We start from the raw sequence: 22,148 nt of genomic DNA on the forward strand, positions 1-22,148 counted from the left end.
TTTTCAAACCCAAAATGAGACGTAAATGTAGCGACTGTCAATTATAGTCAAGCGCTGTTAGCGGTAGCGGGGCGTTTAGCACTTTCTTAAGCGAGAACTGCTATATACAAAGCCCCAAAGAGCAGCAAACAGAAACCAAGAAATTGTATTCAGCCTAAAGTCAAATAAAGTTACATCTACGGTATTGAATATCAGCCATTGTGAAATCACAATAATATAACTGAAAAATATCAATTTATCTTTTTTGTCTAGATTGTGAGATTTTTGCAACAATTGCACTGCTGCAAACCATATCCAAGCAAGACAGCCAAAAAATAAAAGTGCGCTCGGTAAACCAGTTTCAGCCGATAGCATCAAAAATAAGTTGTGGGGATGACCTAAATCAATTTGCATCTGTGCTTTATAGAGGTCACTGAAACTGCGTAAACCCCAACCTGTCCAGGGGCGCTGCTGAGTCAAAGACCAAGCAAAATCCCATTGGGTGGTTCGCATTAAAGCCACTGGTCTATCTGGATACATTTGATCATTTAACCGCGCCCAAAAGTAAGCGGGGATAAATCGGCGAAAGGTTTCAGCAATTGGTGAGGGTGCGAAAGCTGCTAACAGGACACTAGTCATTACACCGACAACACCAGCTATAATCAGATGCCAACCTTGGTAAAGGGCATAAGCTAAACAGGCAACGATCGCGATCGCCCATCCATTACGTGAGTCAGTTAAAATTAGAGCAACAAAGCTAGTAATTACCGACACCGTTAAAAAAATTGGATAAGACCTTGTAGAGACGCGATTCATCGCATCTGTTTTAAATGGCCGATTCATCGTGTCTGTAATTCTAAATGGCCATTGTTCTAACCATAACCCTAATCCCAGAGTAAAGGCGATCGCTAAATAAGCCGCAAACAGGTTGGCGTGCATAAAAATAGAAGCCATGCGTCCAGGCGGATTTCCTCCAGGGGCGAGTCCTATATCCAATAAAATCCACAAAACCTGTATCTGGAAACTCCAACCCCAAAATATCTGCCCAAAACCCATAATTATCACTGGTACAGAACCAACGACGAAAATTAGCGCTATTTGCCGTAATTGGGCTATTGTCTGAATCAGGGTGCTGAGTCCTGCAAAAAGTACAAAAAATGGTAATAAATTAAACAAGCCTAAAAAAGCCTGTATTTTGTCATCCGCAAAGCTACAACTAATAATTAGTAATACACTTACCAGAGCAAATCCCCAATTTAGGGGACTGTGGATCACACTGCGGTATTTTAACTGACAAGTTCTTAATGCTGCCAAAAGTAGACAGACACCCCCTACCAACGGACTCAAGGGAAAAATCAAGAGTCCGATTTGGGTAACATTCCAAAGAGTTTGTAAACGAGGGTGAGGATGATTAAAAGCTAACTTCAAGCTGGTTCCCAATATTCTGCACGGGTGAGACGAATTTGTGCTAAAGCAAATATAGTCGGGATAATGCGACCATAGTTAGTAGAAATTGCGCGCCATCCTAAATCTGCAAAAAACCAAGTCCACATCACTGGCCCAATGAAGGTAAAAACGCTCCTTACAGCCCCATAACGAGCCGCATTCATTGTCATACCCCGTCGCGCCATTTGTAGAGCTACATAGCCTTTAAATTGGTTAGCAGCAGCTTGAGAACCAGCAATTGCCGTCTGTTGAGCTACTTGATATTTAGCAAAGTGGATCGCAAATTGCCGGGCTATTTGTTGCAAAACCAATGGCTGAAGAATCGAAGTAACAGCTAAAGCGCTACCACCTTTAACCAGTAATCCCAAGGGATCACGCTGTAATAACAATGGTAATGGTTGTTTTAAGTCTGACTGGGACAGTTGACGTTGTACCTGTTCGTTTAATTTTTGCTTCTCATTTTCCGGCAATTTTTTCCACACCTGTCCTAATAGATGTAAAAATAATTCAGCTTCTAAATCAACGGTTGTCAGTTCATCAGAATAAGGAATTTTCAGATACTTACATACTTGAATTAATGCTTGGCGGTAAGTTACCTGAGTTGTACGCCCCCGTAATACCGTTATCCCATCTGCGGCTAAAAACCGAAACCGATTTTCTAATGTATCTAACCAAGCTTTATGGTTTTGGCTTTGAACCTCAATCGGTTCAGGTGTATGAACATAATCTAGGGGATTAAATTTGCGACTAAAAAGAATTGCGGTTAAATCTTGCAATTCCTCTTCTGTTGCTAACTCCAGCGCCGCCCTCAGTTCATCCAATTTCCCTTCCTCTCTGCGTGCAGGCTTTATGTACTTTATTCTACTATTAGCGGTCATTGGTCATTAGAAAAATCACTTCCCTACTCTTGTACGGGCGGGTTTATGAAAAATTTCGACGAACCACAGACTCACGGCTTAAACCCGCCCCTACCCACTCCTTAATAACACGAATAAATTATGACTGATATTGCAATAATTGGTGCCGGAATGGCAGGTTTAATATGCGCCCAACGATTAACTCAAGCTGGATATTCGGTGTTGGTTGTGGAAAAGTCCCGTGGTTTGGGGGGACGACTGGCTACACGCCGATTATATGGAACTTGGGCAGATCATGGAGCGTGTTATTTAAAACCTCAAGGTGAATTATTCCAAAATTTTGTGCAATTGTTACGCGATCGCCATATCGTAGAAGTGTGGGCAAATCCGACTCAACCCGATTCCGTACCCCGTTATATTGTACCTGCGGGCATGAGTGCGATCGCTAAGTTTCTCGCCCAAGGGTTACAAATCCAACTGAATCAACGTGTCACAGCTATTCACCCCACTCCCGAAAATAGTTGGTGTCTGACTCTGGAAAGTAACGAACAATTAACAGCTAAAGCCGTAGTTTTAGCCATCCCAGCGCCCCAAGCTTTGACACTGTTAGCACCATTGGGAGAAGCTGTATTAGGTAGAGAATTTATTGACAATTTGAGTTCTGTAGAATTTTATCCTTCTGTGAGTGCGATCGCTGGATATTCTGCCACATCCCAACCGCTACCACATTGGAACGACCGAAAATTTACAGATGATCCTGTTCTGGGATGGATTGGTTTAGATAGTAGCAAACGTCCCCACCCTCAGCAACCTGTATTTGTATTGCAAAGTAGCGCTAAATTTGCCGAACTGCATTTAGAAACCCCAGATTTACAACCAGTGGGAAAAGAGATGCTGCAAAAAGCCGCCCAGAGGTTAGCCCTTCCCTGGCTAGAAACACCAGAATGGATGCAAGTACATCGCTGGCGTTACGCTTTTCCTAGTCATCCCTGGAGAAATCCGGTATTATCTGCCAGTTCTACCATACCTTTAGTCTGTTGTGGTGATTGGTGTGGCGGACATCTCGCCGAAGACGCAATGATTTCTGGACTTGCTGCATCTGAGGAAATTAATCATTACCTGCGCCAGTTACCTCTACCTAATATGGATTTTTTTAAATTATTTACCGAATAATTCCATCTATCGCCAGACTGGTTACTCAATGTTCTTAATGAAAATTTTGTAGCTTTCCTAAAAATAGATACAAAATTGCAGTTATTTAAGATGTGTACACAGCAATTCATAAACAACATAAATCAACAATATATGAAAATTAAATTAATTTATTGATCTTTTTGTATTAGCTATTCCTCTTGATCCCTAATAACTTATGCTGCGTTTTATGTATTTTTCTGACAAAAAAAAGACCTGTAAAAAACATCATTAAAATTAAAGACATCACACATTCTGTGTTGCACCAGCTGCTTGAATTTGGACAAAAGAGGAAATAAGATTTATGCAAACAGTTGTTAATTTAACACAAAAATCAGTCCTAGGAGAGATTCAAAGTGTTTTGGATACATATCCATATCATTATCAGAAGGCTTTTGCACTTCCTGACGTGCGTCAAGAACTAATTACCTTTGTCCTCAACCACATACCTGGCTTTTACAGTGCAGTTTCTGAAGCACAAATTCATCTAGCAAACTTACAAAAAGAAAACTTTTTAAATCACAAATTACCCCGTAGTCCTTTAGAACAGCAACTACACCTGCAAAATTTGATTCACCAAGGTATTTCCTCTGTTATCCAAGAAAATTCAGACTGGATTAGCCAACATCTTTGTGAAACTGTACAAGCAGGTTCGGAACCCTCTCACTGGTTTGGTTAATCACAGAATTGGCTCTTTGTAGACAGTAGATTATATCTGCAAATAATACACTTGTTAATGTTTAAGCTCTGTCTGCGATTTCATCAGAGATACACTTCGGAGAATGGGCTTAAACTTTTTTACAAATTAGAAGACTTAAGACTAATAGACATTTGCCACAAAAAATGTGAATCCATTATATGCAAAGTCTCTAACAGGATTCTAAAAGTCGCATATTTAAACTCGGTCGATATCTCAAAAAAATAATACTTTCTTAAGGTTTAAAACTTTACAGTGATGCTGTAGAACACATTCACTTTTGACGTGTAAAATGTGACAATTACTAGTTTTAAAAGGAATGTCCACAGCATGAAAAAAATCACTGCATTAATAATGATGGGTGCTACTGTCGCTGTCGGTGTAGAAGCGTTAATACCAAGAGTTGTGAACGCCCAATTGTTTTATCCACCAGCAAGCGATCGCAATACCTTGATGGTCATTGGTCAAGGTATAGTAAAAGTGCCAGCAGATATCGTCGATATTGAACTATCCATCAGTGGTGATAGTATTAAGAATGAGTTAGAACCGCAAGAATTTTCTTTACTAGCCAGCCGTGTTATATCCTCAAATAATAAAAAACCAACAGAACCATTTTCTAACCAGCCATCTTTAATCAGCCAAAAAAACTTAACTCAAGCTATCCTGAAACCTGTCGTAGATAGTCTAGTCGCCAAAGGTATTAAAGCTAATAATATTAAAGTACAAATTAGCAATAATTCCCGTGCAAATAGCGCTAAAATATTGCTAAGGCTAGACAAGCCAACGAGTGAAAAAGTCCAAGATATTATTGCCGCAGCAAACACAGCCACGAGCAAACTTGAGAATGTGAGTATCGAGGATGTTAGTGTTAATTATGCAGTCAATGACTGTCAGGCTTTGCAAAGTTCAGCTTATCAATCAGCCATGAAAGATGCTCAAAGTCGCGCTCAAGCCTTAGCAACGGCTATGGGTGTTAAACTGGGTGGTGCTTCTGTAGCCGAGCCGTTTTACTCAATGTTTTATCCCTCATGTAGTTCTAAAGGAGGACTGCCTTTACCCTCTTTTGGTGGTTTGTTATCCTCGCCATCGGGTAATGCAGAGGTTCCGGCAGAAATAGAAATGAAAAAGGATATTTTTGTCACATACACAGTGCAGTAATTTTTTAAGCGATCGCGCTGTTTATTTGCAGGAAATTAAAGTGCGATCGCAGCCTTTGTATATTAATTATTTCACTAAACATCATTCTTCTAAAAGTGAAAAAATTTCTTGAACGAACTGATCATATTGTCTTGAGTTTTCACTCAGTATTTCTGTCAAGTTAAAATAAGTAGAAATGGTTGAATCATTTTGAATACGAGTATGTACTTCATTGGTTATACAACTAGCAACGAGAATAGTTCTCACCTCTGAATTACTGCGACGCGCTTCCTCAAAAGATTTTTTTGCAGCCCCATACCGTTCCAGCGCACCGGCTGGATCTGTTCCTCCTTTTACCTCAATCACACCGATTGTTGTCCCCTGATTACTTAATAATGAAATATCAGGTTCACTAGAAAATAGTATTGATGTCTGGTTTGCCAACATCACACCACGATAACATTCAACATTTCCTAGTTGTTCCTCCAGTCTATCAGGATTATACAATTCAATTCCTGTATTCATCCGAGGAATAAAAGCAGCCAAAAGATTATGTTCTTTAGCTTCTTTGATAATAAGTCTTTGGACAACTTTTTCTGCTTCCTATCCAATAGCATTACGCCAGGAAACATCAATTTGTGCGCCCGTAGATGCTAGTAAAACTCCATATAATTCTTCTTCTGTAAAACTTTCTATAGAACTATCAATTATCAATGATATATGTTCATTAAAAAGTCGAGCAAGTGCATAAGCTTTGTCTTCAGTCAAAGGATACCGATTAAGTTGGTCATTTTCAATCTTCTTAACATCTATTCGTAATAAATTGTTAATAGCCTTCTGAGACAGTGCTGCAATATTACGATAGTAAGCTAATAATGTAGAGTGTTCTCGAATTAATCTAGGGTGACAAAATACCTGAATAAGTTGTAAATTAGGATGATCATTTATGTAAGTAAACGCATCTTCTCCAATACCCCAGTTCATCCGATTTTCCCAACTGTATAAATCTTTGACAGGTAATAGTTCATTAATTCTGACGTGAAAGGATAGCGTTTTGTATTCTTTAAGTTTGCGATAAAAGAAAGTTGAACGCAACCGATAGTTAATTCGATTAGCCTCAATTAAGAGATTAGTTTCCTCTATGAACACGGTACTTGCTTTTCCCAAATATATACACATTTACGCAGTTCTGAGCGTCCGTGATTTCCCATTTGTTGACTGCTATTGCCTTTTCCTCGTCCTAATGTCCAAATGTATTGAGTTTGTAGTCCAAATTTTTCGGCGATGTCAGATAAAATGAGGTCTACAGGAATTTCCTCACCTGCATATCTAACGTTATCATTTATCATTGCTACTATACCGCCAACCTTCAGAACGCGAGCTAATTCATAAATAACAAAACACATTTCGTAAAAATAATTACGTACCATTTTGACAATGTTCTTGTTATTCAACTTACCTTCTTTTTTGTAATTTTCTAAAATGATTAATATTTCTTGTAAAGCTGCCTGATTTTGGAAAGTTGTTTCTATTTTTAAGAAATCCTGATAACGCTTTAAGTTAGTATAATAATTCTCCAAATAATCACGCTTTTCATGATTCTCTACTGTACATGACAACATTGTTTGACGTAAATGCTTTACTTCTTCGTCACCACAACCTAAAAATGCTAATTCAAGTGCATAGGTACGAGTATAGTCATATCGGTTAGCATAAGGTGGCGATGTCATCACGAAATCAATACTATTTTCTGGGAGAGTTGGGAGAGTTTCTAAACATGAACTTTGGTAAAGATGAGATTTTATATTTTCGCAATTTTTAGATTGATATACTGGCTGTTCATCAAATAAGCCTAATTGAATAGAATCACTAACTAAGTCAGATGAAATCTGCTTTAATTTTTGGTAAATGGCATCTTCAAAATTTAAAATTTTTCCCTTATTAAATTGTGTTTTTCCTTGAGAACGACTTGAACGATTATCCCAGCGTAAATATTGACCATCTTTTCTAGTGTAGCTAATGTCTTCAAGTATACAAAAAGCAGCATATAATAGGATGTTTCGTATATCTTCTTCCAAGATATTGTTATAACAAAAGGAAATGTAGCTAACTAATTTCTTTTCATTTTCTGGAGAAAATGCTCCCTGAGTAATTTTTAGATGTTTGAATTTGTAATTTTCATCATAGTAATCTAATAAATTTATTTGTTTTAATTGCAAAATTATGTTCTTCAAGGCATTCACATCAATTTTGTGAGCAAGAATTCTGGCTTTGGTGGCGAAAATTCCTACAGGTAAAACTTCAATTCCTATAGTTTGCCAACTTAAAGAATTTGCAGCAAATAAAGATGCACCAGAACCGGAAAATGGATCGAGCATAATACCTGGTTGTGGCTGGAATTTTTGTAAAAGATAAGTAACTAAACGTTCTGAAAACCCTTCTCGATACTTGAACCATGAAGAAAATGGAGACTGCTTATTAGCTTGAAAACTCACTAATGTTCTATCTAAATAAGAATTGTGAATAATCTTTGATTGAAATTTTTTATACAAAATAATTCTTTCAACGGCAGAAGGGACAAATAGTGCATCTGTATCTAGTAATGATAAATTGGAATCTTTCGGCATTTCAATTGTGTATTTTTTTATTTAATTAGCTCTTTAAAAAATCGTAAGTTCTCCAAAAATTACAACCGTCGAATAGCTACTTCTAAACCTTCACAAACACCTGTGAGAAAATCTAAATCCAAAGTAGCGATCGCATCACTAGATTTGTGATAATGGGGATTCCGTAAAAAAGCCGTATCTGTCACCATCATCGCTGGATAACCCAAATCCCAAAAAGGCGCATGATCGCTGAGTCTAGTTTGAGGAACAATTAAACCACGATTCGGCACAGGTAGCCACTGACTAGGTACACCAACTTGGCGAATATTGCGGCTCATCCCGATTAAGTCGCCAATTGTGCGTAAATTGCCAATTAAAGCAATAAAATCGCCCTGATTGGGATAAAACCGTTCTAAAGGAGAAGGATAACGTTGAGAATTAGGAGTAAAATCACGATATCCCAACATTTCCAGAGATATCATTAAACGCAGAGGTTGCCGTTGTTCATGTAACAAAGCTGCATATTCAGCACTACCCAGCAACCCATATTCCTCCATGTCAAAAGCCACCAGCCTTAAAGGATATTGAACAGGTTCAGCCGCAAATCTTCTGGCTAACTCCAGCAATACCGCCACACCTGTAGCATTATCATCTGCACCTGGTGTCCCTGGTACACCATCGTAATGAGCCGCAATTAAAATTGGTGGTAAATCTTTTTTTTGCGAACCAGTTTGACACGGTAAATTGAGGATGAGATTCTTACAGCTTTTACCACGTACTAAAAAGGTGTGGATTTCCACACTTTCCCATTGGGCAAATTCTTGACGAATGTATTCTTGAACAAAAAAATGGCCGGCTGTGGCTAAGTAAGGATCTCGTTCTCTCGCTATCTGCCGCAGATGATTTAGTAATCGCTCTTTTAAATTCAAGGCTTTAAAATAGTTGCAATATCAACTTTTTGTCACACTAGAAAGGGAAAAGCAACTTTGATCAGGGTGGATTTCCCAACTTGAAGAAACGGTAAAGCTCAGTATTTGCAGGATAATACTTTAGACTACTTGGACATACTTAGCATTCCCAATGTTATCCTAGTCTTGCAACTAGCTACTCAAGCTTAAACTCCTCTACTTCTTACCCTAATCATGACTATCATATCATTGAAGTGTTTTTATCCAATAGCAAACAGCTAGAGGTAGTCCCGCATAATCATCATAAAATTACAAGACACGCTAGGAGAAGAGTAACGCATGGGCAAGGTAGTCGGCATCGACTTGGGTACAACCAACTCAGTAGTCGCCGTAATGGAGGGTGGTAAGCCGGTGGTGATTGCCAATGCAGAAGGAATGCGAACCACACCCTCTGTTGTCGGCTTCAGCAAAGAGGGCGAGAGGGTGGTTGGTCAAATGGCCAGACGGCAAACCGTTCTCAACCCACAAAATACATTTTTTGCAGTTAAACGCTTCATTGGGCGACAGTATGGTGAACTCAGCCCAGAATCTAAGCGTGTACCTTATACTATCCGCAAAGACGAATTAGGTAATATTAAAATTCCCTGTCCCCGTCTCAAAAAGGATTTCGCCCCGGAAGAAATTTCGGCAATGGTGATGAAAAAATTGGCAGAGGATGCTAGTCGCTATTTGGGTGAACCCGTGACAGGGGCAGTAATTACAGTTCCAGCTTATTTTAATGATTCCCAACGACAGGCTACCCGCGATGCTGGCAGAATAGCCGGTTTAGAAGTGTTGCGGATTCTCAATGAACCTACAGCTGCGTCTTTGGCTTATGGCCTAGATAGGGGTACAACTGAAACTATCCTCGTCTTTGACTTGGGTGGTGGTACTTTTGACGTGTCAATTTTGGAAGTCGGTGATGGCATTTTTGAAGTCAAAGCTACCAGTGGAGATACTCAACTGGGTGGTAATGACTTTGATAAACAAATAGTCGATTGGTTAGCAGACCAATTTCTAGAAGCTGAAGGGGTAGACTTAAGACGGGAGAGACAATCTCTACAACGTCTCATGGAAGCTGCGGAAAAGGCGAAAATTGAACTTTCGGCTGTCAGCGTCACCGAGATTAATTTACCTTTTATTACCGCCACGGCAGACGGTCCGAAACATCTAGAAACTCGCCTGACTCGTTCTCAATTTGAAGGTTTGTGTATTGATTTAATCAGTCGTATTCGGACACCAGTCAAACGCGCACTCAAAGATTCGGGACTCTCTCCTGTAGATATTGAAGAAGTGGTGCTAGTTGGTGGTTCGACACGAATGCCCATAGTCAAGCAGTTAGTGCGAGATTTAATCGGTATAGAACCCAATGAAAATGTCAATCCTGATGAGGTTGTAGCCATCGGCGCTGCCATTCAGGCAGGTATTTTGGCGGGTGAACTCAAAGATGTGCTGCTTTTGGACGTTACGCCATTATCTTTGGGATTAGAAACCATTGGTGGCGTAATGAAAAAACTGATTCCCCGCAATACTACTATCCCAGTCCGCCGTTCTGATATTTTTTCTACGTCAGAAAATAACCAAAACACTGTGGAAATTCACGTAGTCCAGGGTGAACGGGAAATGGCATCAAATAACAAGTCATTGGGACGTTTTAAGCTCTATGGTATCCCACCAGCGCCACGAGGAATTCCCCAAGTTCAGGTATCTTTTGATATTGATGCTAACGGAATTTTGCAGGTAACAGCTGTAGATAGAACTACCGGACGAGAACAAAGCATCACTATTCAAGGTGCTTCGACTTTGAGCGAATCAGAAGTAAATCGGATGATTCAGGATGCTCAAAAATATGCTGATGTTGACCGAGAACGGAAAGAAAGGGTAGAAAAACGGACTCGTTCTGAGGCTTTAATTTTACAAGCAGAACGGCAACTTAGAGAAGTGGCATTAGAATTTGGGATGCAGTTTGCCCGTAACCGTCGCCAGCGCATTGATGGTATTTGTCGGGAACTGCGGGAAAGTCTCCAGGAAAATGAAGACCGGGGCATTGATCAAGCCTATGCTGACTTACAAGATGCTTTGTATGAACTGAACCGAGAAGTCCGTGAGTATTATGCTGATGACGAAGACGAGGACTTGTTAGGGACGATTCGTGACATCTTTACAGGTGGCGACAAGGAACGCGATCGCGATCGCGATTTTTCCCGTGATTCATATCGAGAACGTGATTCCCGTGATTCCTATGGCAGGGACTACAACAAAGACTACAACAGAGACTACGATAGGGATTACGGCAGAGATAGCCGTTCCCCAGTCTACGACGACAGGCGTTCCTCTCGCAAACCCACGCGACCAACCTACCAAGATAACTGGGATGATGATGACGATGATTGGTTGTAACAGACGCGATGAATCGCGTCTGTCCCCAATTTCTATGACCAAAATCTCAAATTAACAGTTAAATAATTGAGCTATGCAAAATTTGCAGAATTTTCGCGATTACTACGAAATTTTAGGAATAACTAAGGATGCTTCCGGTGAAGAAATTAAAAAGGTTTATCGGCGGTTAGCAAGACAATATCACCCTGATCTTAATCCGGGAAATAAAGAAGCTGAGGAAAAGTTTAAAGATATCGGTGAGGCTTATGAAGTCCTTTCTGATACGGCTAGGCGATCGCAATATGACCAATTTAGCCGCTATTGGAAGCAGAAAGGCTTTGTAAATAACAAAGCACCAAAAGCTAAAACTTGGGCTGGTTCATCCAATGGGCGCAGTAGTGCTAAAGATGTCGATCCAGGACAGTTTAATGATTTTGAGAGCTTTATTAATCAAGTTGTGGGTGTAGGGGGTCGTAGAGACAGCAAAAATGGGGGTAGTAGCACCAAAACAGATCCATTTCGTTCTCCTAAAAGCCGAGTTGAGTATACAGTTCCCAAAAACCCGCCACGCACACCCCGCCGAGATATTGAAGCTAGATTAACTTTACCCCTAGAAAAGGCTTATCAAGGTGGTAAAGAACGGATTAGACTAGAAGATGGGCGATCGCTTGAAGTAAATATGCCCCCAGGTATGGTAACAGGTCAAAGTATCCGGTTACGAAACCAAGGTATTAATGGTGGCGACCTCTACTTAAAAATTACCGTTGAACCCCATCGCCTATTTAAACTAGATGGTTTCAATATATTTTGCCAAGTTCCAGTGACTCCCTGTGAGGCAGTTTTAGGAGGACAAGTAGAAGCCCCTACTTTAGATGGCCCAGTAAAAATGACTATCCCCCCAGGGGTAAGAACTGGGCAAAGACTGCGTTTAGCTAATAAAGGCTACCCTGGTGAAAACGGTAAACGTGGCGATCAATTAGTAGAAATTCAAATTGTCATGCCCAAAAATATCACATCTGAAGAACGGGAACTTTATGAAAAATTGCGGGAAATAGAAACCTTTAAACCCCGCGCTGATTTATTAGATATTTAGGGCTTGCTGAATAAATATAAAACTTAGCTACATCGAAGGCTTGAGGCTGATAAACCCGAAAGTAGGTGCAAGTTTTTTGAAGGGTGTACCATCAAAAGCGTGAATTTGGGGATGACAAATGGCTGAAACTGTTCCCTATTCGCTGTTCCCTACCTCTACGACAAAAATTTTAGGACTAAACAGCAAACCCTATTTAAGTTTGTAAGATGGGTACAGTCCTTTTTGTCAAGCTCTGCGGATAGCAATTTGGGAGGCGATGGAGAGGACTAAAGTCCTCACTACAAGCCTTTATGAATTGGTAATTAAGCGAGTTTTTCTGAGAATAAATGTTAATACACTCTCTGAATCAGCAATAATATCTGCGGAAACTTCCATTCCAGCTTGAATAGGATATTGCTGTGAATTTCTTTGAAAATAAAGTTTTTCCGGTTCAATTGTCACCTCATAATAAGGTTCAATTGTCATGTTCTCTTGTGATGAAATAGCATCGGCTGTAATTGTTCTTACCGCGCCTTCCATTATACCATAATCGGGGTAAGGATAGGTAGAAAATCGCATTTTTACCCGTCCTGTTTGGCAATTTACCACATCTGGAGAATCGCAAATAAATACTTTACTAATATCAGCAGCAGCTACACGAGCTTTAATAATTAAAGGAGTTTGACTAGGAGCAATTTGAGCTATGGAACCGCCTGAACTTACTACTTGTCCAGGATTTCGTAAATCTAATTGTAAAATTGTTCCAGTTGCAGAAGCCCGAATCACAGTTTTTTCAATCTGTGTTAAAACCTGTTGAACTTCTTTTCCTGTATTATTTATTTGGTCTTTAATTTCAATTTGGCGTTGAATTAAACTTTCTTTTTCTTGCTGTAATCGAGCTAAGTTTGTTTTACCATTAGCCCGTTCAGTTGCTATTTTTTCTTCAGCAATTGCAATGACTGCATTACTAGGACTAAGAGATGAATCAGCTTTTTTACTTCTAGCTATTGCAGAGTTTAAGGCTTGCTGTCTTTGTTGAATAACTTGTTTTTGACTTTCTACGGTAGCTTTTTGTGATTCTACAAATTGCGCTTGTTGAGTTGCGGCTAGTTGTACTTCTTCTAATTGATTTTGAGAAATCGAACCAGATTTAGCTATATCTTCATAACGCAAACGTTTGATAATTGCTGCTTTTAACGCTGCTTCTGCACTGGCTAAATTAGCCTGAATTGACTGTAAATCTGATTTAACTTGCAGCAATTCATTTTCGGCAATTTTGATATTAGCTTGGGCTTCTTCCCATTCACTACTAACAGCTACTTTTCTATCTTGATAATCCCGTTGTGTACGTTCAAGTTCGGCTAAGGCTGAGTTAATAATACGTTCATTGCGTTCTGTCTCTGTGGAAATTTGCCGATTTAACGATTGAATCTGAGCCTCTAATTGTGCAAGTTGTAATTGATATTTTTGAATATTTCCTTGCAGTTGACTGGTTTGAGTTTGCAATTGCGTATCATCAAGAATTACTAAAACCTCACCCTGTTGGACTACCTGGTTCTCTTGGACAGAGATTTTTTTTACAGTTCCGGCTATTGCAGATTCGACTATTCGCACTTCACCAGTGGGACGAACATTCGCAGATGCTTTCACAGTTTGTTGATATTTTGTCAAGGCTGCAATCATGATAGCAGCACCGACGAAACTAACTAGAAATAATCCGCCTAATCTTGTCAAAATACTAATACTAGGTAAGTATTCATCAGATTTTGCAGTTGGGAGAAAGTTGGGAATCGTGTTAGTCATTTTGATTATTTTGTTTAGTTTCCCGATTCAAAAAATCGGGAAATCTAATTTTTGGAATCCTAAATTCAATTAGAAGCTGAGTTCTTCTGCTCCAATGGGTTTACAACCCACCCACAATGTGTGCAATGGATTACCACACTTTGAACAACCACCAGAAATAGATGACATATCTTCATCATTTAATTCCACTAAACCTGCGGGGTTTCCTGGTAACTGTTCCTGTTGTTCAGGACTTAAGCTTTGGCGATATTCTTCATCTTTCCAAGCGCGAATGATATCTATATTAGACATAATTTACCTCTTTTGAGCAAAAGTTTTCACTAAGATTTTCTGCGTCTTGCTGGGAATATTCCCTAGAAGTCGCAGTTGTCAAAGTATGATTGATGACTTGGCATCAACTTTAAAATAATAATCATTCTCATGCGGAAAGTCAAGGAATGGCTCGGAGGATTTACGGTGTTGTTTTCATAAAATACAGAACCTCACCCCAACCCCTCTCCTTACTAAGGCTACGGTGTATACACAAGTCTTCTGACCCCCTCTAACTCCCCCTTAGTAAGGGGGAGAACCGGATTTTCCCCCCTTTGCAAGGGGGGATTAAGGGGGGTAAATTCAGGGTCTGTGCTTGATTGGCAAGATGTGTGTACACGATAGCCTTACTAAGGAGAGGGGAAAATTTAATGGGTTTTCTAGGGAATTAAGAAGTCTAAATGTTCCCCTGGGATGGTCAGGAGTTCTGAGGGTGTACCTTGTAGTTTTAGCTGTCCATTTTCTAAGAGTACAATCCAATCGGCACGTTTAATTACTCTGGGACGATGACTAATTAAAATGGTGGTTTTATGCTGACGATAAGCTAGTAATTGATCTAATACTAAGCTTTCACTCACGGGATCTAGTCCTGCTGTGGATTCGTCTAAAATCAAGATGGGAGGATTTGTGACAATTCCTCTTGCTATGGCTAGTCTTTGTTTTTGTCCCCCGGAAAGGTTCGCCCCAAATTCTCCTAAAATAGTTTGATATTTTTCTGGTAATTTACTAATAAAGTTATCTGCATCTGCGACTTGACAAGCTGTGACTATTTGTTCAAAGCTAATATGGGGAGAACCGAGAGATAGGTTATCTAAAATAGAACGACTCCAAAAATGTGCATCTTGGGGAATTAATACTATTTGTTTTCGTAAGCAAGTCGGATCAATATCGGAAAGGTTATATTTATGTATGCGAATATTACCTGACTGGGGACTATATAAACTAGCAATTAATTTAGCGATGGTGCTTTTACCACATCCAGATTTACCAATAATAGCAATGACTTTTCCTCCTGGTAAATTCAGGGAAAAGTCTTTTAATAAATCGACTCTACCAGCATGATAGAAATTTATGTCTTCACAGAAAATATCAGCATTGTCTGGAATATTTACAACTGGTTTTTGAGTGACTTCGGAATATTCTGGTGTGGCGTTAATGACTTCATTTAATCTTTCTGTAGCAGCTTGGGCGCGAGTAAATTCGGTGGTGAAGCGGACGCAGGTATTTACTAAGACGAGTATGTTGGTATTTAAGCTATTAAAGGCTAATAATTGACCGATGGAAATTTCTCGATTAATTACTAAGATACTACCATACCACAGCAGAATAATTCCCCCAGCAGTGGCTACCCAACCGGAAAAAATGGTATTGGTTAAAATCATCTGGACGGTACGAAACATTAAGTTTGATTGTCTTCCGTAGCGAGTTTGAAATTCTTGCCAAAGTTCGGGTGCAGCATTGGTAGTTTTAATGACTAATGCACCTTTAAAGGTTTCTACTAAAATTCCTTGATTTTCTGAAGCTATACCTAAAACTTTGCGAATTTTTTGCTGTAATTGGGGAAAGGAAATTACAGTAGCAAATGTCATAAAAATAGCTATTATGATTGATAATATAGTTAGTTGTAAGCTGTAAAATAGCATCACAATTAAAGAGGCGATCGCAATTAATATTTGACTGGGTAAAGCTACACCAACTTGAGAAATTAATTGATTAATAGTTTGAATATCTCGTAATCTACTGACCACCTCACCACTCCGGCGAGATTCATAATAAGATAAGGGTAAACGTAAAATATTTCGAGCAAAGTCTAAGACTAAATCTAATTCTAAACGATGAGCAAAATGGGAAACTAAATTACCTTGAACCCATTGTAAACTGCTACTAATTAAACTCATTGTCAAGATTCCCAATGCAATACCTGTAAGCAATTGGGTGTCTCCTCTCACCAAAACATCATCAGTGAGAATTTGAATTAAAAAGGGCGATAACAGGGAAAGTAAACCGACGACAAAGTTTAATAATAAAGCTTCTGCAAGGATATATCGGTAGTTGTAAAGACGCTGTATCAGTCTTTTAAAACTTCCTACTTGTTCTCTATCATCTGGTTGTTCTAGAAAATCAGGACAGGGTTCTAATAGCAGCATTATACTATTAGTCCAGCCAGTTAATAAATCTTTTTTGCTTAAGGTTCTTACACCTAGTGCAGGATCAGCTAAAATATATTCTTTACCTTTACGTCCATATAAAACAGTCCAATGATTACCGTTCCAATGAATAATTGCCGGTAGCGGTATTTGTTGTTTATCTACTAAGTCTATAGGGGCTTTGACTCCACGGGCGTTAAAGCCTAATACCTTCGCCCCTTGTTTGAGATTGAGTAATGTTGTTCCTAATTGTCCTGTTCCTGCGGCTTCTCGAACACGGGTAATGGTGAATAGTTGTCCATAATATTTGGAGATGGTGGCTAAACAGGCGGCTCCACAATCTTCTCTGTTATGTTGTAGGATTATTGGGTATTTCATTTGTGTCACGCAGAGGCGCAGAGGCGCAGAGATGGAGAGGGTTTTTTGGGTGGTTCTAGGAGGAGGATGGAGGGGATTCTTTGGGGGTATGCAAGGCGTAGGAGTCCGTAACCTATACCTGCTAGACCTAGCATTAAATCTGGGGTTTCTATTCCTAGTGGGACTCCGCAACGGATGTTGTTTTGTTGGATGTCTGATAAGGTTTGACTGGCGATTTTTTCAATTTGTTTGGCAATTTCTGGGGTGTGTAATTTGGCATTTGCTATTAGTAATAAGTCAATGTTTCCTAAGTCTCCATGACAAAGACAATGGTTATTACCAAATCCTTGTTTGATGGTGGTTTGGATAGCGGTTGTGATTTCTTTATACATGATTTCGTCTGGTGTATCTCCGCAAATACTTATGCGTCCTAAGCCTATACCGGGCGCACCATTACACCATGCTGTCATGAAACTATTTTTTACTTCGTTTTGCCGTAAATCTAACCAGTTACTGGCTATGGGGTCAAAATAACTGCGTTCGTAGTTAATTGCGGCTGTGGCTGCGGCTTGAAATTCTGGTTTTTTGGTAATTTCGGCTAATTTCCACAGCGCCCAAGCAAAGCCGGCTGCACCGTGAGAAAATCCTGTGAGGGGTTGATTTTCACTGGCTGGAGTTTTCCAACCAATACCAGTGTTTGTGGTTTGGGCTTGGGTGAGGAGGTGTTCACCGCATTGAATGGCGACATCGAGAATTAATTGCTGGGGAGAAGTTTGGTATAAGCTGATGAGGCTACCAATGCAACCAGCCGCACCCGCAATTATATCTAATTGTTGGTCTTGGGCAATTAAGGGGGGAATTTTTGCAACTAAAGTGATAGCATCGGCGATTAATTCTGGTTGTTGCCATAATATTCCTAAATGGGTATATGTATAAATGATTCCTCCCCAACCACTAAAGCTACCGATAAATTTAATGGTGTCTGAGTCGGTTTCTAGGCGCTGTTTGAGGGTGTTGATGGCTGCTTGGGCGAGGTTTCTATAGGTATGATTTTGGCTAATTTCTCCCAGGTAGGCTAAAAATAAGGCGACTCCGGGTATACCTGCGTATAAGTCTGTACCCAGGGGTGCTAATGTCCATTGCTGACTGGGGGTGAGGCTGATACCCATCCAGTTGACAAAATCACCGTTTTTATGGGCTAATAATTCTAGGCGATCGCCAATCTTACCAGCTATTTCTAAGAATTGGCTTTGTGTGGCTGGGGTTGTAACTGTAATAGCTGAGGTTTTTTTACTTAATTTAATTTGATGGTTATCCCCAGTTTTAGCCATTTCTAAGGTAGCTAAGGTGGCTTGAATAAACCATGTTTGTTTTTGTAAGTCTTTTTCGCTGAAGTTATTCAGGCGATGATGTACTAATTCTATTCCTGATTGGGGGAAAAAATTAGATATGTGTAAGCCTGTGTTTTGATGATATAAATCACGAGAATGGGGAGATGTGGTAAATAAGGGAATGTCACCTTTCCACAGTGCGTCACGTTCTGCGATAATGATTTGACTGAGTTGGGGACGGTTTTTCACATCTATCCACAGTTTATCAAATAGGCGATCGCGCTCTAAGGCATCACGCAAAAAATCTGGGTGATAGCTTTCCCGTAATAATAAAGCATAGGTTCGACTCCCACGCATCACCACCCGCACTTCATCGGCTGCAAACCCGTTTAAAATCTTAAGTAATTCTGGGCGATGTTGTAATAAAATTCCATAAACAGCAGTAAACCCCTCTATAATCGCATCTGTATATTCTTGTACATTCACTTCCTGCTGATTTAATTGCGGGCGGTTTTGACTAGCTGCGATAATAGCCTGCTGACGTTCAACCCGCATAGTATCTGTTCCCACCTGCACTAATTGCGGAACTTTCTCTGGTGTTAACTGTCCATTAGCACCCCCCAAACCACTTAAATCTATTCCGGAGGCTTGCGTATTTCCCCAGGCTATCTCCGGTAATAAACCAACCCGTAATACTGAATCTGCAACCATCTCTCTATCTAGATTATCTGCTGCTGTGATTGATATCTCACTGCGAGGATGAAATAAAGATTCTAAATCAATTAAAACCGGATGTTCTCCAGATGCAATCAAGTTTTCAAAGTGAAAATCTGTAGCTTCTAAGGCATATAATAAAGCTAAATAACCACCTTGACGCTGATAAAATCTTTCTACTGCATCTGCTGAATTGCATTGTTGGGGTTTAACAAACTCTACCCAACCATAATTATCTCGGTTGAGAATTTGTAAAGTTCTCAAAGCTGGTGCAAAGCCTTTTTGATTTAACCACAATAACAATTCTTGAAAATGCACATCTACTGCTAATGTTCTGGGTTTATAAACTAACTGCCAATCACTGGCAAATGTTAAGATAATAACAGACTTGCCATGATTATGAGTTTCCCCTTCTCCCCGCTTAACTTTGATTAATTTACCTGGATTAACTGGGGGCTGGAATTTGTCACAAATATCTCGCCAGTCATCACAAAGATGCTGCATAAATTCTAAGCTATTTTCTACCCAACGATTAATTACTGCTAAAACTTGTTTCGCTAAAACTGGGTATTCTTGCCACAATGATAATTGTACTTCTGGATTTTGTAACCTGCGGATAAAGCTGGCAAATCGCTCTTGGGGATGATTACCTGTTAATAAACCTTGTAATCTAGAGACATTCATCTCTAAAACTAAGGTAGCATTGAGCATGAACAGCAGTTGTTCTGGTAATCCCTCTAAGAGGATATGATGAATATTAATAAAATTATCAGGGAGATTGGGGAAATTATTTAAACCAGATTTTAATTTAATTATACCCTGAGCTAAGAGGGGAGAAATGGCATTCAAAAAGCCAAAACTTGGATGTCTAGATAAACTCGAATTAGCTAATAGGTTTGTGATATCTGGCGCGTTTAAATTTTCATAAGCTTGCTCAAACTCCCTCAGCCATTCTAAAGGTATTGGTTCTACAGTTTGTCCCAAAATCTGAGCAAATTCAGCTTCTGTAATACCATCTTGGGCTAATCTTTGAGCAAATAAACCTTCATCAGTAAAGGTTGATTCTGATTTCCATTTTTGCAGTCGTTTTTTGCCTAATTCAGCATTATACACTAAGTTTTCGGAACTCGCTGCAATTCTTTCTTTTAATGTCCTCGCGCGAAACCAAGCAGCATCTTCAGAGTTGAATTTTTTCATCTTTGCTATTTTGTCAGCGTGTTTAAGAAGTTGTAAGAACCTCACCCCCAGGAGTGAAGTCGTTAGTAGGGTGTGTTGTCCCGTAGCGCACCATCCTAAATGAAAGGTTTTTGGACTTGTGTGTACACCGTAGGGAGACGGGAGAGAAGTCGTTAGTATTTACACCAGAGCTAAACTATGATAATAATTATCATTATCTGAATTACAGTATAAAGCATATCAGGGTGAGAATGTGATGTTAAAAGTTTTGTCAGGTTTAGTCTTAGCAGCGCCAATAGTGGCGATTTCTCCCTTGGTATGGGCTGGTGAAGTTATAGAAAATGATGCAGCACAAGTCACTTCTGTATCTCAGTTATCTGATGTGCAACCGACAGATTGGGCTTTTAGTGCTGTACAATCTTTAGTAGAACGTTATGGCTGTGTAGCAGGATATCCCGACGGGACATTTCGGGGAAATCGGGCGATGACGCGTTATGAGTTTGCGGCTGGTTTAAATGCTTGTTTAAATCGAGTTAATGAGCTAATTGCTACAGCTACTCTGGATGTGGTACAGCAAGAAGATTTAACTACTCTCCAACGGCTACAAGAGGAATTTAGTGCTGAATTGGCTACTTTGCGGGGACGAGTTGACTCGCTAGAAAGCCGCACCGCAGTTTTAGAAAGTCAGCAGTTTTCCACTACGACAAAGCTTTCGGGTGAAGTGATTTTGGCTCTGACTGATGTTTTGACTGGAGACAGTGATCCTTTTGGGGTTGGTGTAACTCCCAATAGTGCTATCTTGGCTAACAGAGTTCATCTCAAGTTAACCAGTAGTTTTACTGGACAAGATGAGCTAAAAATTAAACTCCAATCTGGTAGCACTACTCACCCCCAAAGAGCAGGGGGTTTTCGTTATGGCGCAGATCCTTTATTAGCCAGCTTTGGTTCTAGACAAACATCCCCAGAAGGTTCACAAACATTTAATCACGAATTTTCTGGTGATACTCCGGGTAATGTAGACATCGGGACTGTTAGCTATAAGTTTCCGGTAAGTAAGAAATTACGCGCGGCTGTATTTGCGAATCGGGGTGAACACGTAGACTATTTACCAAATGTGTTTAGTGCAGTTGGTGATGAAGATGGCGGTTCTGGTTCACTTTCTACTTTTTCTCAATATAGCCCGATTTACCGCATTGGTTCGCAGGGTGCGGGTTTGGGGTTGAATTATGAATTGAGTCCGGCGATTAACTTGAGTTTAGGCTATTTAGCTACCAATGCTAGTAGTCCAGAAAATTTAACTCCCAGTAGCGGCAATGGTACTACGGCCGGAGGTTTATTTAATGGTCGATATTCAGCTTTGGCGCAGTTAACTATTGAACCGACACCAAATTTAGCTTTTGGGTTAACTTATATCAACGCCTACGCCACTGGAACACCGACTTTTTTGAATGATGTGGGGACAATTTCGGCAAATTCTCCCAGTTTAATTTCAGATAATGCGCGACGCACAATCAATGCTTATGGTGTGTCGGGTTTGTGGCGGGTTTCTCCCAAGTTTGCCATTAATAGTTGGTTTATGTATGCTAATCAGGAAGGTAGATCCGCAGGGGCTGATAATGAGAGTGCTGATGTTTTTAGTTATGCGATCGCCTTAGCATTTCCTGATTTGGGTAAAGAGGGTAATTTGGGCGGAATTATTGCCGGTGTTCCCCCTTATGCAACTCGTTCTGGGATCATTCCCAATGTGCGACCATTTTTAGGTGGTACTAGTGATGTAATCGCTGCCATTCCTAATCGTGCTACACCATTACATTTGGAAGCTTTCTATAAATATAAATTGAATGATCATATTTCCATTACACCTGGGGTAATTTGGCTGGTAGCTCCTAACCAAACCAGTAATAATCCTGATGTGGTTATTGGTACAATTCGCACAACTTTCACGTTTTAATTCAGCTTTTGGCTAACTTGACTGAGAAGATTGGGTAATATAAGTTACC

General features: G+C 39.9%; 16 protein-coding genes. 6 read left to right on the forward strand and 10 right to left on the reverse strand.

Annotated features, from left to right (window positions below):
- Positions 1-75: 75 nt before the first annotated feature.
- Positions 76-1,407: an O-antigen ligase family protein gene (locus ACM0OW_RS06135; protein WP_414549142.1), complete on the reverse strand. Its 1,332-nt coding sequence runs from the start codon at positions 1,405-1,407 to the stop codon at positions 76-78.
- Positions 1,404-2,246 carry a YaaW family protein gene (locus tag ACM0OW_RS06140; RefSeq protein ID WP_414549143.1) on the reverse strand — a complete coding sequence of 281 codons (843 nt, stop codon included), beginning with the start codon at positions 2,244-2,246 and terminating at the stop codon, positions 1,404-1,406. The genes ACM0OW_RS06135 and ACM0OW_RS06140 overlap by 4 nt, the downstream gene beginning before the upstream one ends.
- A 177-nt stretch (positions 2,247-2,423) precedes the next feature.
- On the opposite strand from ACM0OW_RS06140, the gene ACM0OW_RS06145 reads away from it, so the two are divergent.
- The 3 genes from ACM0OW_RS06145 to ACM0OW_RS06155 all read left to right on the forward strand — a co-directional run bounded on the left by ACM0OW_RS06145 (position 2,424) and on the right by ACM0OW_RS06155 (position 5,328).
- Positions 2,424-3,455: an NAD(P)/FAD-dependent oxidoreductase gene (locus ACM0OW_RS06145; RefSeq protein ID WP_414549144.1), complete on the forward strand. Its 1,032-nt coding sequence runs from the start codon at positions 2,424-2,426 to the stop codon at positions 3,453-3,455.
- Between the two features lie 322 nt (positions 3,456-3,777).
- Positions 3,778-4,152, forward strand: a complete 375-nt coding sequence (locus tag ACM0OW_RS06150) for a hypothetical protein (protein ID WP_414549145.1) — start codon at positions 3,778-3,780, stop codon at positions 4,150-4,152.
- A 348-nt stretch (positions 4,153-4,500) separates the two neighbouring features.
- Positions 4,501-5,328: an SIMPL domain-containing protein gene (locus tag ACM0OW_RS06155; RefSeq protein WP_414549146.1), complete on the forward strand. Its 828-nt coding sequence runs from the start codon at positions 4,501-4,503 to the stop codon at positions 5,326-5,328.
- Positions 5,329-5,409: 81 nt separating this feature from the next.
- Here the strand turns inward: ACM0OW_RS06155 and ACM0OW_RS06160 are convergent, their stop codons facing one another.
- Genes ACM0OW_RS06160 through ACM0OW_RS06175 form a run of 4 tightly spaced genes read right to left on the reverse strand, consistent with a single transcriptional unit; the run spans position 5,410 to position 8,842 of the window.
- On the reverse strand, positions 5,410-5,853 hold the full coding sequence (locus tag ACM0OW_RS06160; protein WP_414549147.1) for an XcyI family restriction endonuclease: 444 nt from the start codon (positions 5,851-5,853) through the stop codon (positions 5,410-5,412).
- 57 nt (positions 5,854-5,910) lie between these two features.
- Positions 5,911-6,456: a hypothetical protein gene (locus ACM0OW_RS06165; protein WP_414549148.1), complete on the reverse strand. Its 546-nt coding sequence runs from the start codon at positions 6,454-6,456 to the stop codon at positions 5,911-5,913.
- Positions 6,447-7,934 carry a site-specific DNA-methyltransferase gene (locus ACM0OW_RS06170; RefSeq protein WP_414549149.1) on the reverse strand — a complete coding sequence of 496 codons (1,488 nt, stop codon included), beginning with the start codon at positions 7,932-7,934 and terminating at the stop codon, positions 6,447-6,449. Before ACM0OW_RS06170 ends, ACM0OW_RS06165 begins: the two co-directional genes overlap by 10 nt.
- Before the next feature lie 59 nt (positions 7,935-7,993).
- Positions 7,994-8,842: a M28 family peptidase gene (locus ACM0OW_RS06175; RefSeq protein ID WP_414549150.1), complete on the reverse strand. Its 849-nt coding sequence runs from the start codon at positions 8,840-8,842 to the stop codon at positions 7,994-7,996.
- A 318-nt stretch (positions 8,843-9,160) separates the two neighbouring features.
- Between ACM0OW_RS06175 and dnaK the strand changes: the two genes are divergently transcribed.
- Positions 9,161-11,260, forward strand: a complete 2,100-nt coding sequence (dnaK, locus tag ACM0OW_RS06180; protein ID WP_414549151.1) for a molecular chaperone DnaK — start codon at positions 9,161-9,163, stop codon at positions 11,258-11,260.
- A gap of 73 nt (positions 11,261-11,333) precedes the next feature.
- Positions 11,334-12,332 (forward strand): DnaJ C-terminal domain-containing protein, encoded by a 999-nt coding sequence (locus ACM0OW_RS06185; protein ID WP_414549152.1) that lies wholly within the window; start codon positions 11,334-11,336, stop codon positions 12,330-12,332.
- A 288-nt stretch (positions 12,333-12,620) separates the two neighbouring features.
- Here the strand turns inward: ACM0OW_RS06185 and ACM0OW_RS06190 are convergent, their stop codons facing one another.
- From ACM0OW_RS06190 to ACM0OW_RS06205, 4 genes are all read right to left on the reverse strand, one after another.
- Positions 12,621-14,114: an HlyD family efflux transporter periplasmic adaptor subunit gene (locus ACM0OW_RS06190; protein ID WP_414549153.1), complete on the reverse strand. Its 1,494-nt coding sequence runs from the start codon at positions 14,112-14,114 to the stop codon at positions 12,621-12,623.
- Positions 14,115-14,183: 69 nt separating this feature from the next.
- Complete coding sequence (locus tag ACM0OW_RS06195; RefSeq protein WP_414549154.1) at positions 14,184-14,405, reverse strand: mersacidin/lichenicidin family type 2 lantibiotic; 222 nt, start codon at positions 14,403-14,405, stop codon at positions 14,184-14,186.
- A gap of 398 nt (positions 14,406-14,803) precedes the next feature.
- The gene (locus ACM0OW_RS06200; RefSeq protein ID WP_414549155.1) at positions 14,804-16,948 is read right to left on the reverse strand and encodes a peptidase domain-containing ABC transporter; all 2,145 of its coding nucleotides are present in this window, start codon (positions 16,946-16,948) and stop codon (positions 14,804-14,806) included.
- A gap of 5 nt (positions 16,949-16,953) precedes the next feature.
- The gene (locus ACM0OW_RS06205; RefSeq protein ID WP_414549156.1) at positions 16,954-20,169 is read right to left on the reverse strand and encodes a type 2 lanthipeptide synthetase LanM family protein; all 3,216 of its coding nucleotides are present in this window, start codon (positions 20,167-20,169) and stop codon (positions 16,954-16,956) included.
- Between the two features lie 235 nt (positions 20,170-20,404).
- Here ACM0OW_RS06205 and ACM0OW_RS06210 point away from each other — a divergent pair, with 235 nt between their 5' ends.
- Entirely contained in the window at positions 20,405-22,099 is a 1,695-nt protein-coding gene (locus ACM0OW_RS06210) for an iron uptake porin (RefSeq protein WP_414549157.1), read from the forward strand.
- The last annotated feature ends 49 nt before the right edge of the window (positions 22,100-22,148 follow it).

The sequence above is a fragment of the Anabaena sp. CCY 0017 genome (assembly GCF_963920885.1).
Taxonomy (GTDB): Bacteria; Cyanobacteriota; Cyanobacteriia; order Cyanobacteriales; family Nostocaceae; genus Nodularia.

Excerpts from the sequence above, each read along its gene's own strand:
- ACM0OW_RS06145 (WP_414549144.1), top strand. The coding sequence starts at position 2,424 with ATGACTGATATTGCAATAATTGGTGCCGGAATGGCAGGTTTAATATGC.
- ACM0OW_RS06150 (WP_414549145.1), top strand. The coding sequence starts at position 3,778 with ATGCAAACAGTTGTTAATTTAACACAAAAATCAGTCCTAGGAGAGATT.
- ACM0OW_RS06155 (WP_414549146.1), top strand. The coding sequence starts at position 4,501 with ATGAAAAAAATCACTGCATTAATAATGATGGGTGCTACTGTCGCTGTC.
- ACM0OW_RS06170 (WP_414549149.1), bottom strand. The coding sequence starts at position 7,934 with ATGCCGAAAGATTCCAATTTATCATTACTAGATACAGATGCACTATTT.
- dnaK (WP_414549151.1), top strand. The coding sequence starts at position 9,161 with ATGGGCAAGGTAGTCGGCATCGACTTGGGTACAACCAACTCAGTAGTC.
- ACM0OW_RS06185 (WP_414549152.1), top strand. The coding sequence starts at position 11,334 with ATGCAAAATTTGCAGAATTTTCGCGATTACTACGAAATTTTAGGAATA.
- ACM0OW_RS06190 (WP_414549153.1), bottom strand. The coding sequence starts at position 14,114 with ATGACTAACACGATTCCCAACTTTCTCCCAACTGCAAAATCTGATGAA.
- ACM0OW_RS06195 (WP_414549154.1), bottom strand. The coding sequence starts at position 14,405 with ATGTCTAATATAGATATCATTCGCGCTTGGAAAGATGAAGAATATCGC.
- ACM0OW_RS06200 (WP_414549155.1), bottom strand. The coding sequence starts at position 16,948 with ATGAAATACCCAATAATCCTACAACATAACAGAGAAGATTGTGGAGCC.
- ACM0OW_RS06205 (WP_414549156.1), bottom strand. The coding sequence starts at position 20,169 with ATGAAAAAATTCAACTCTGAAGATGCTGCTTGGTTTCGCGCGAGGACA.
- ACM0OW_RS06210 (WP_414549157.1), top strand. The coding sequence starts at position 20,405 with ATGTTAAAAGTTTTGTCAGGTTTAGTCTTAGCAGCGCCAATAGTGGCG.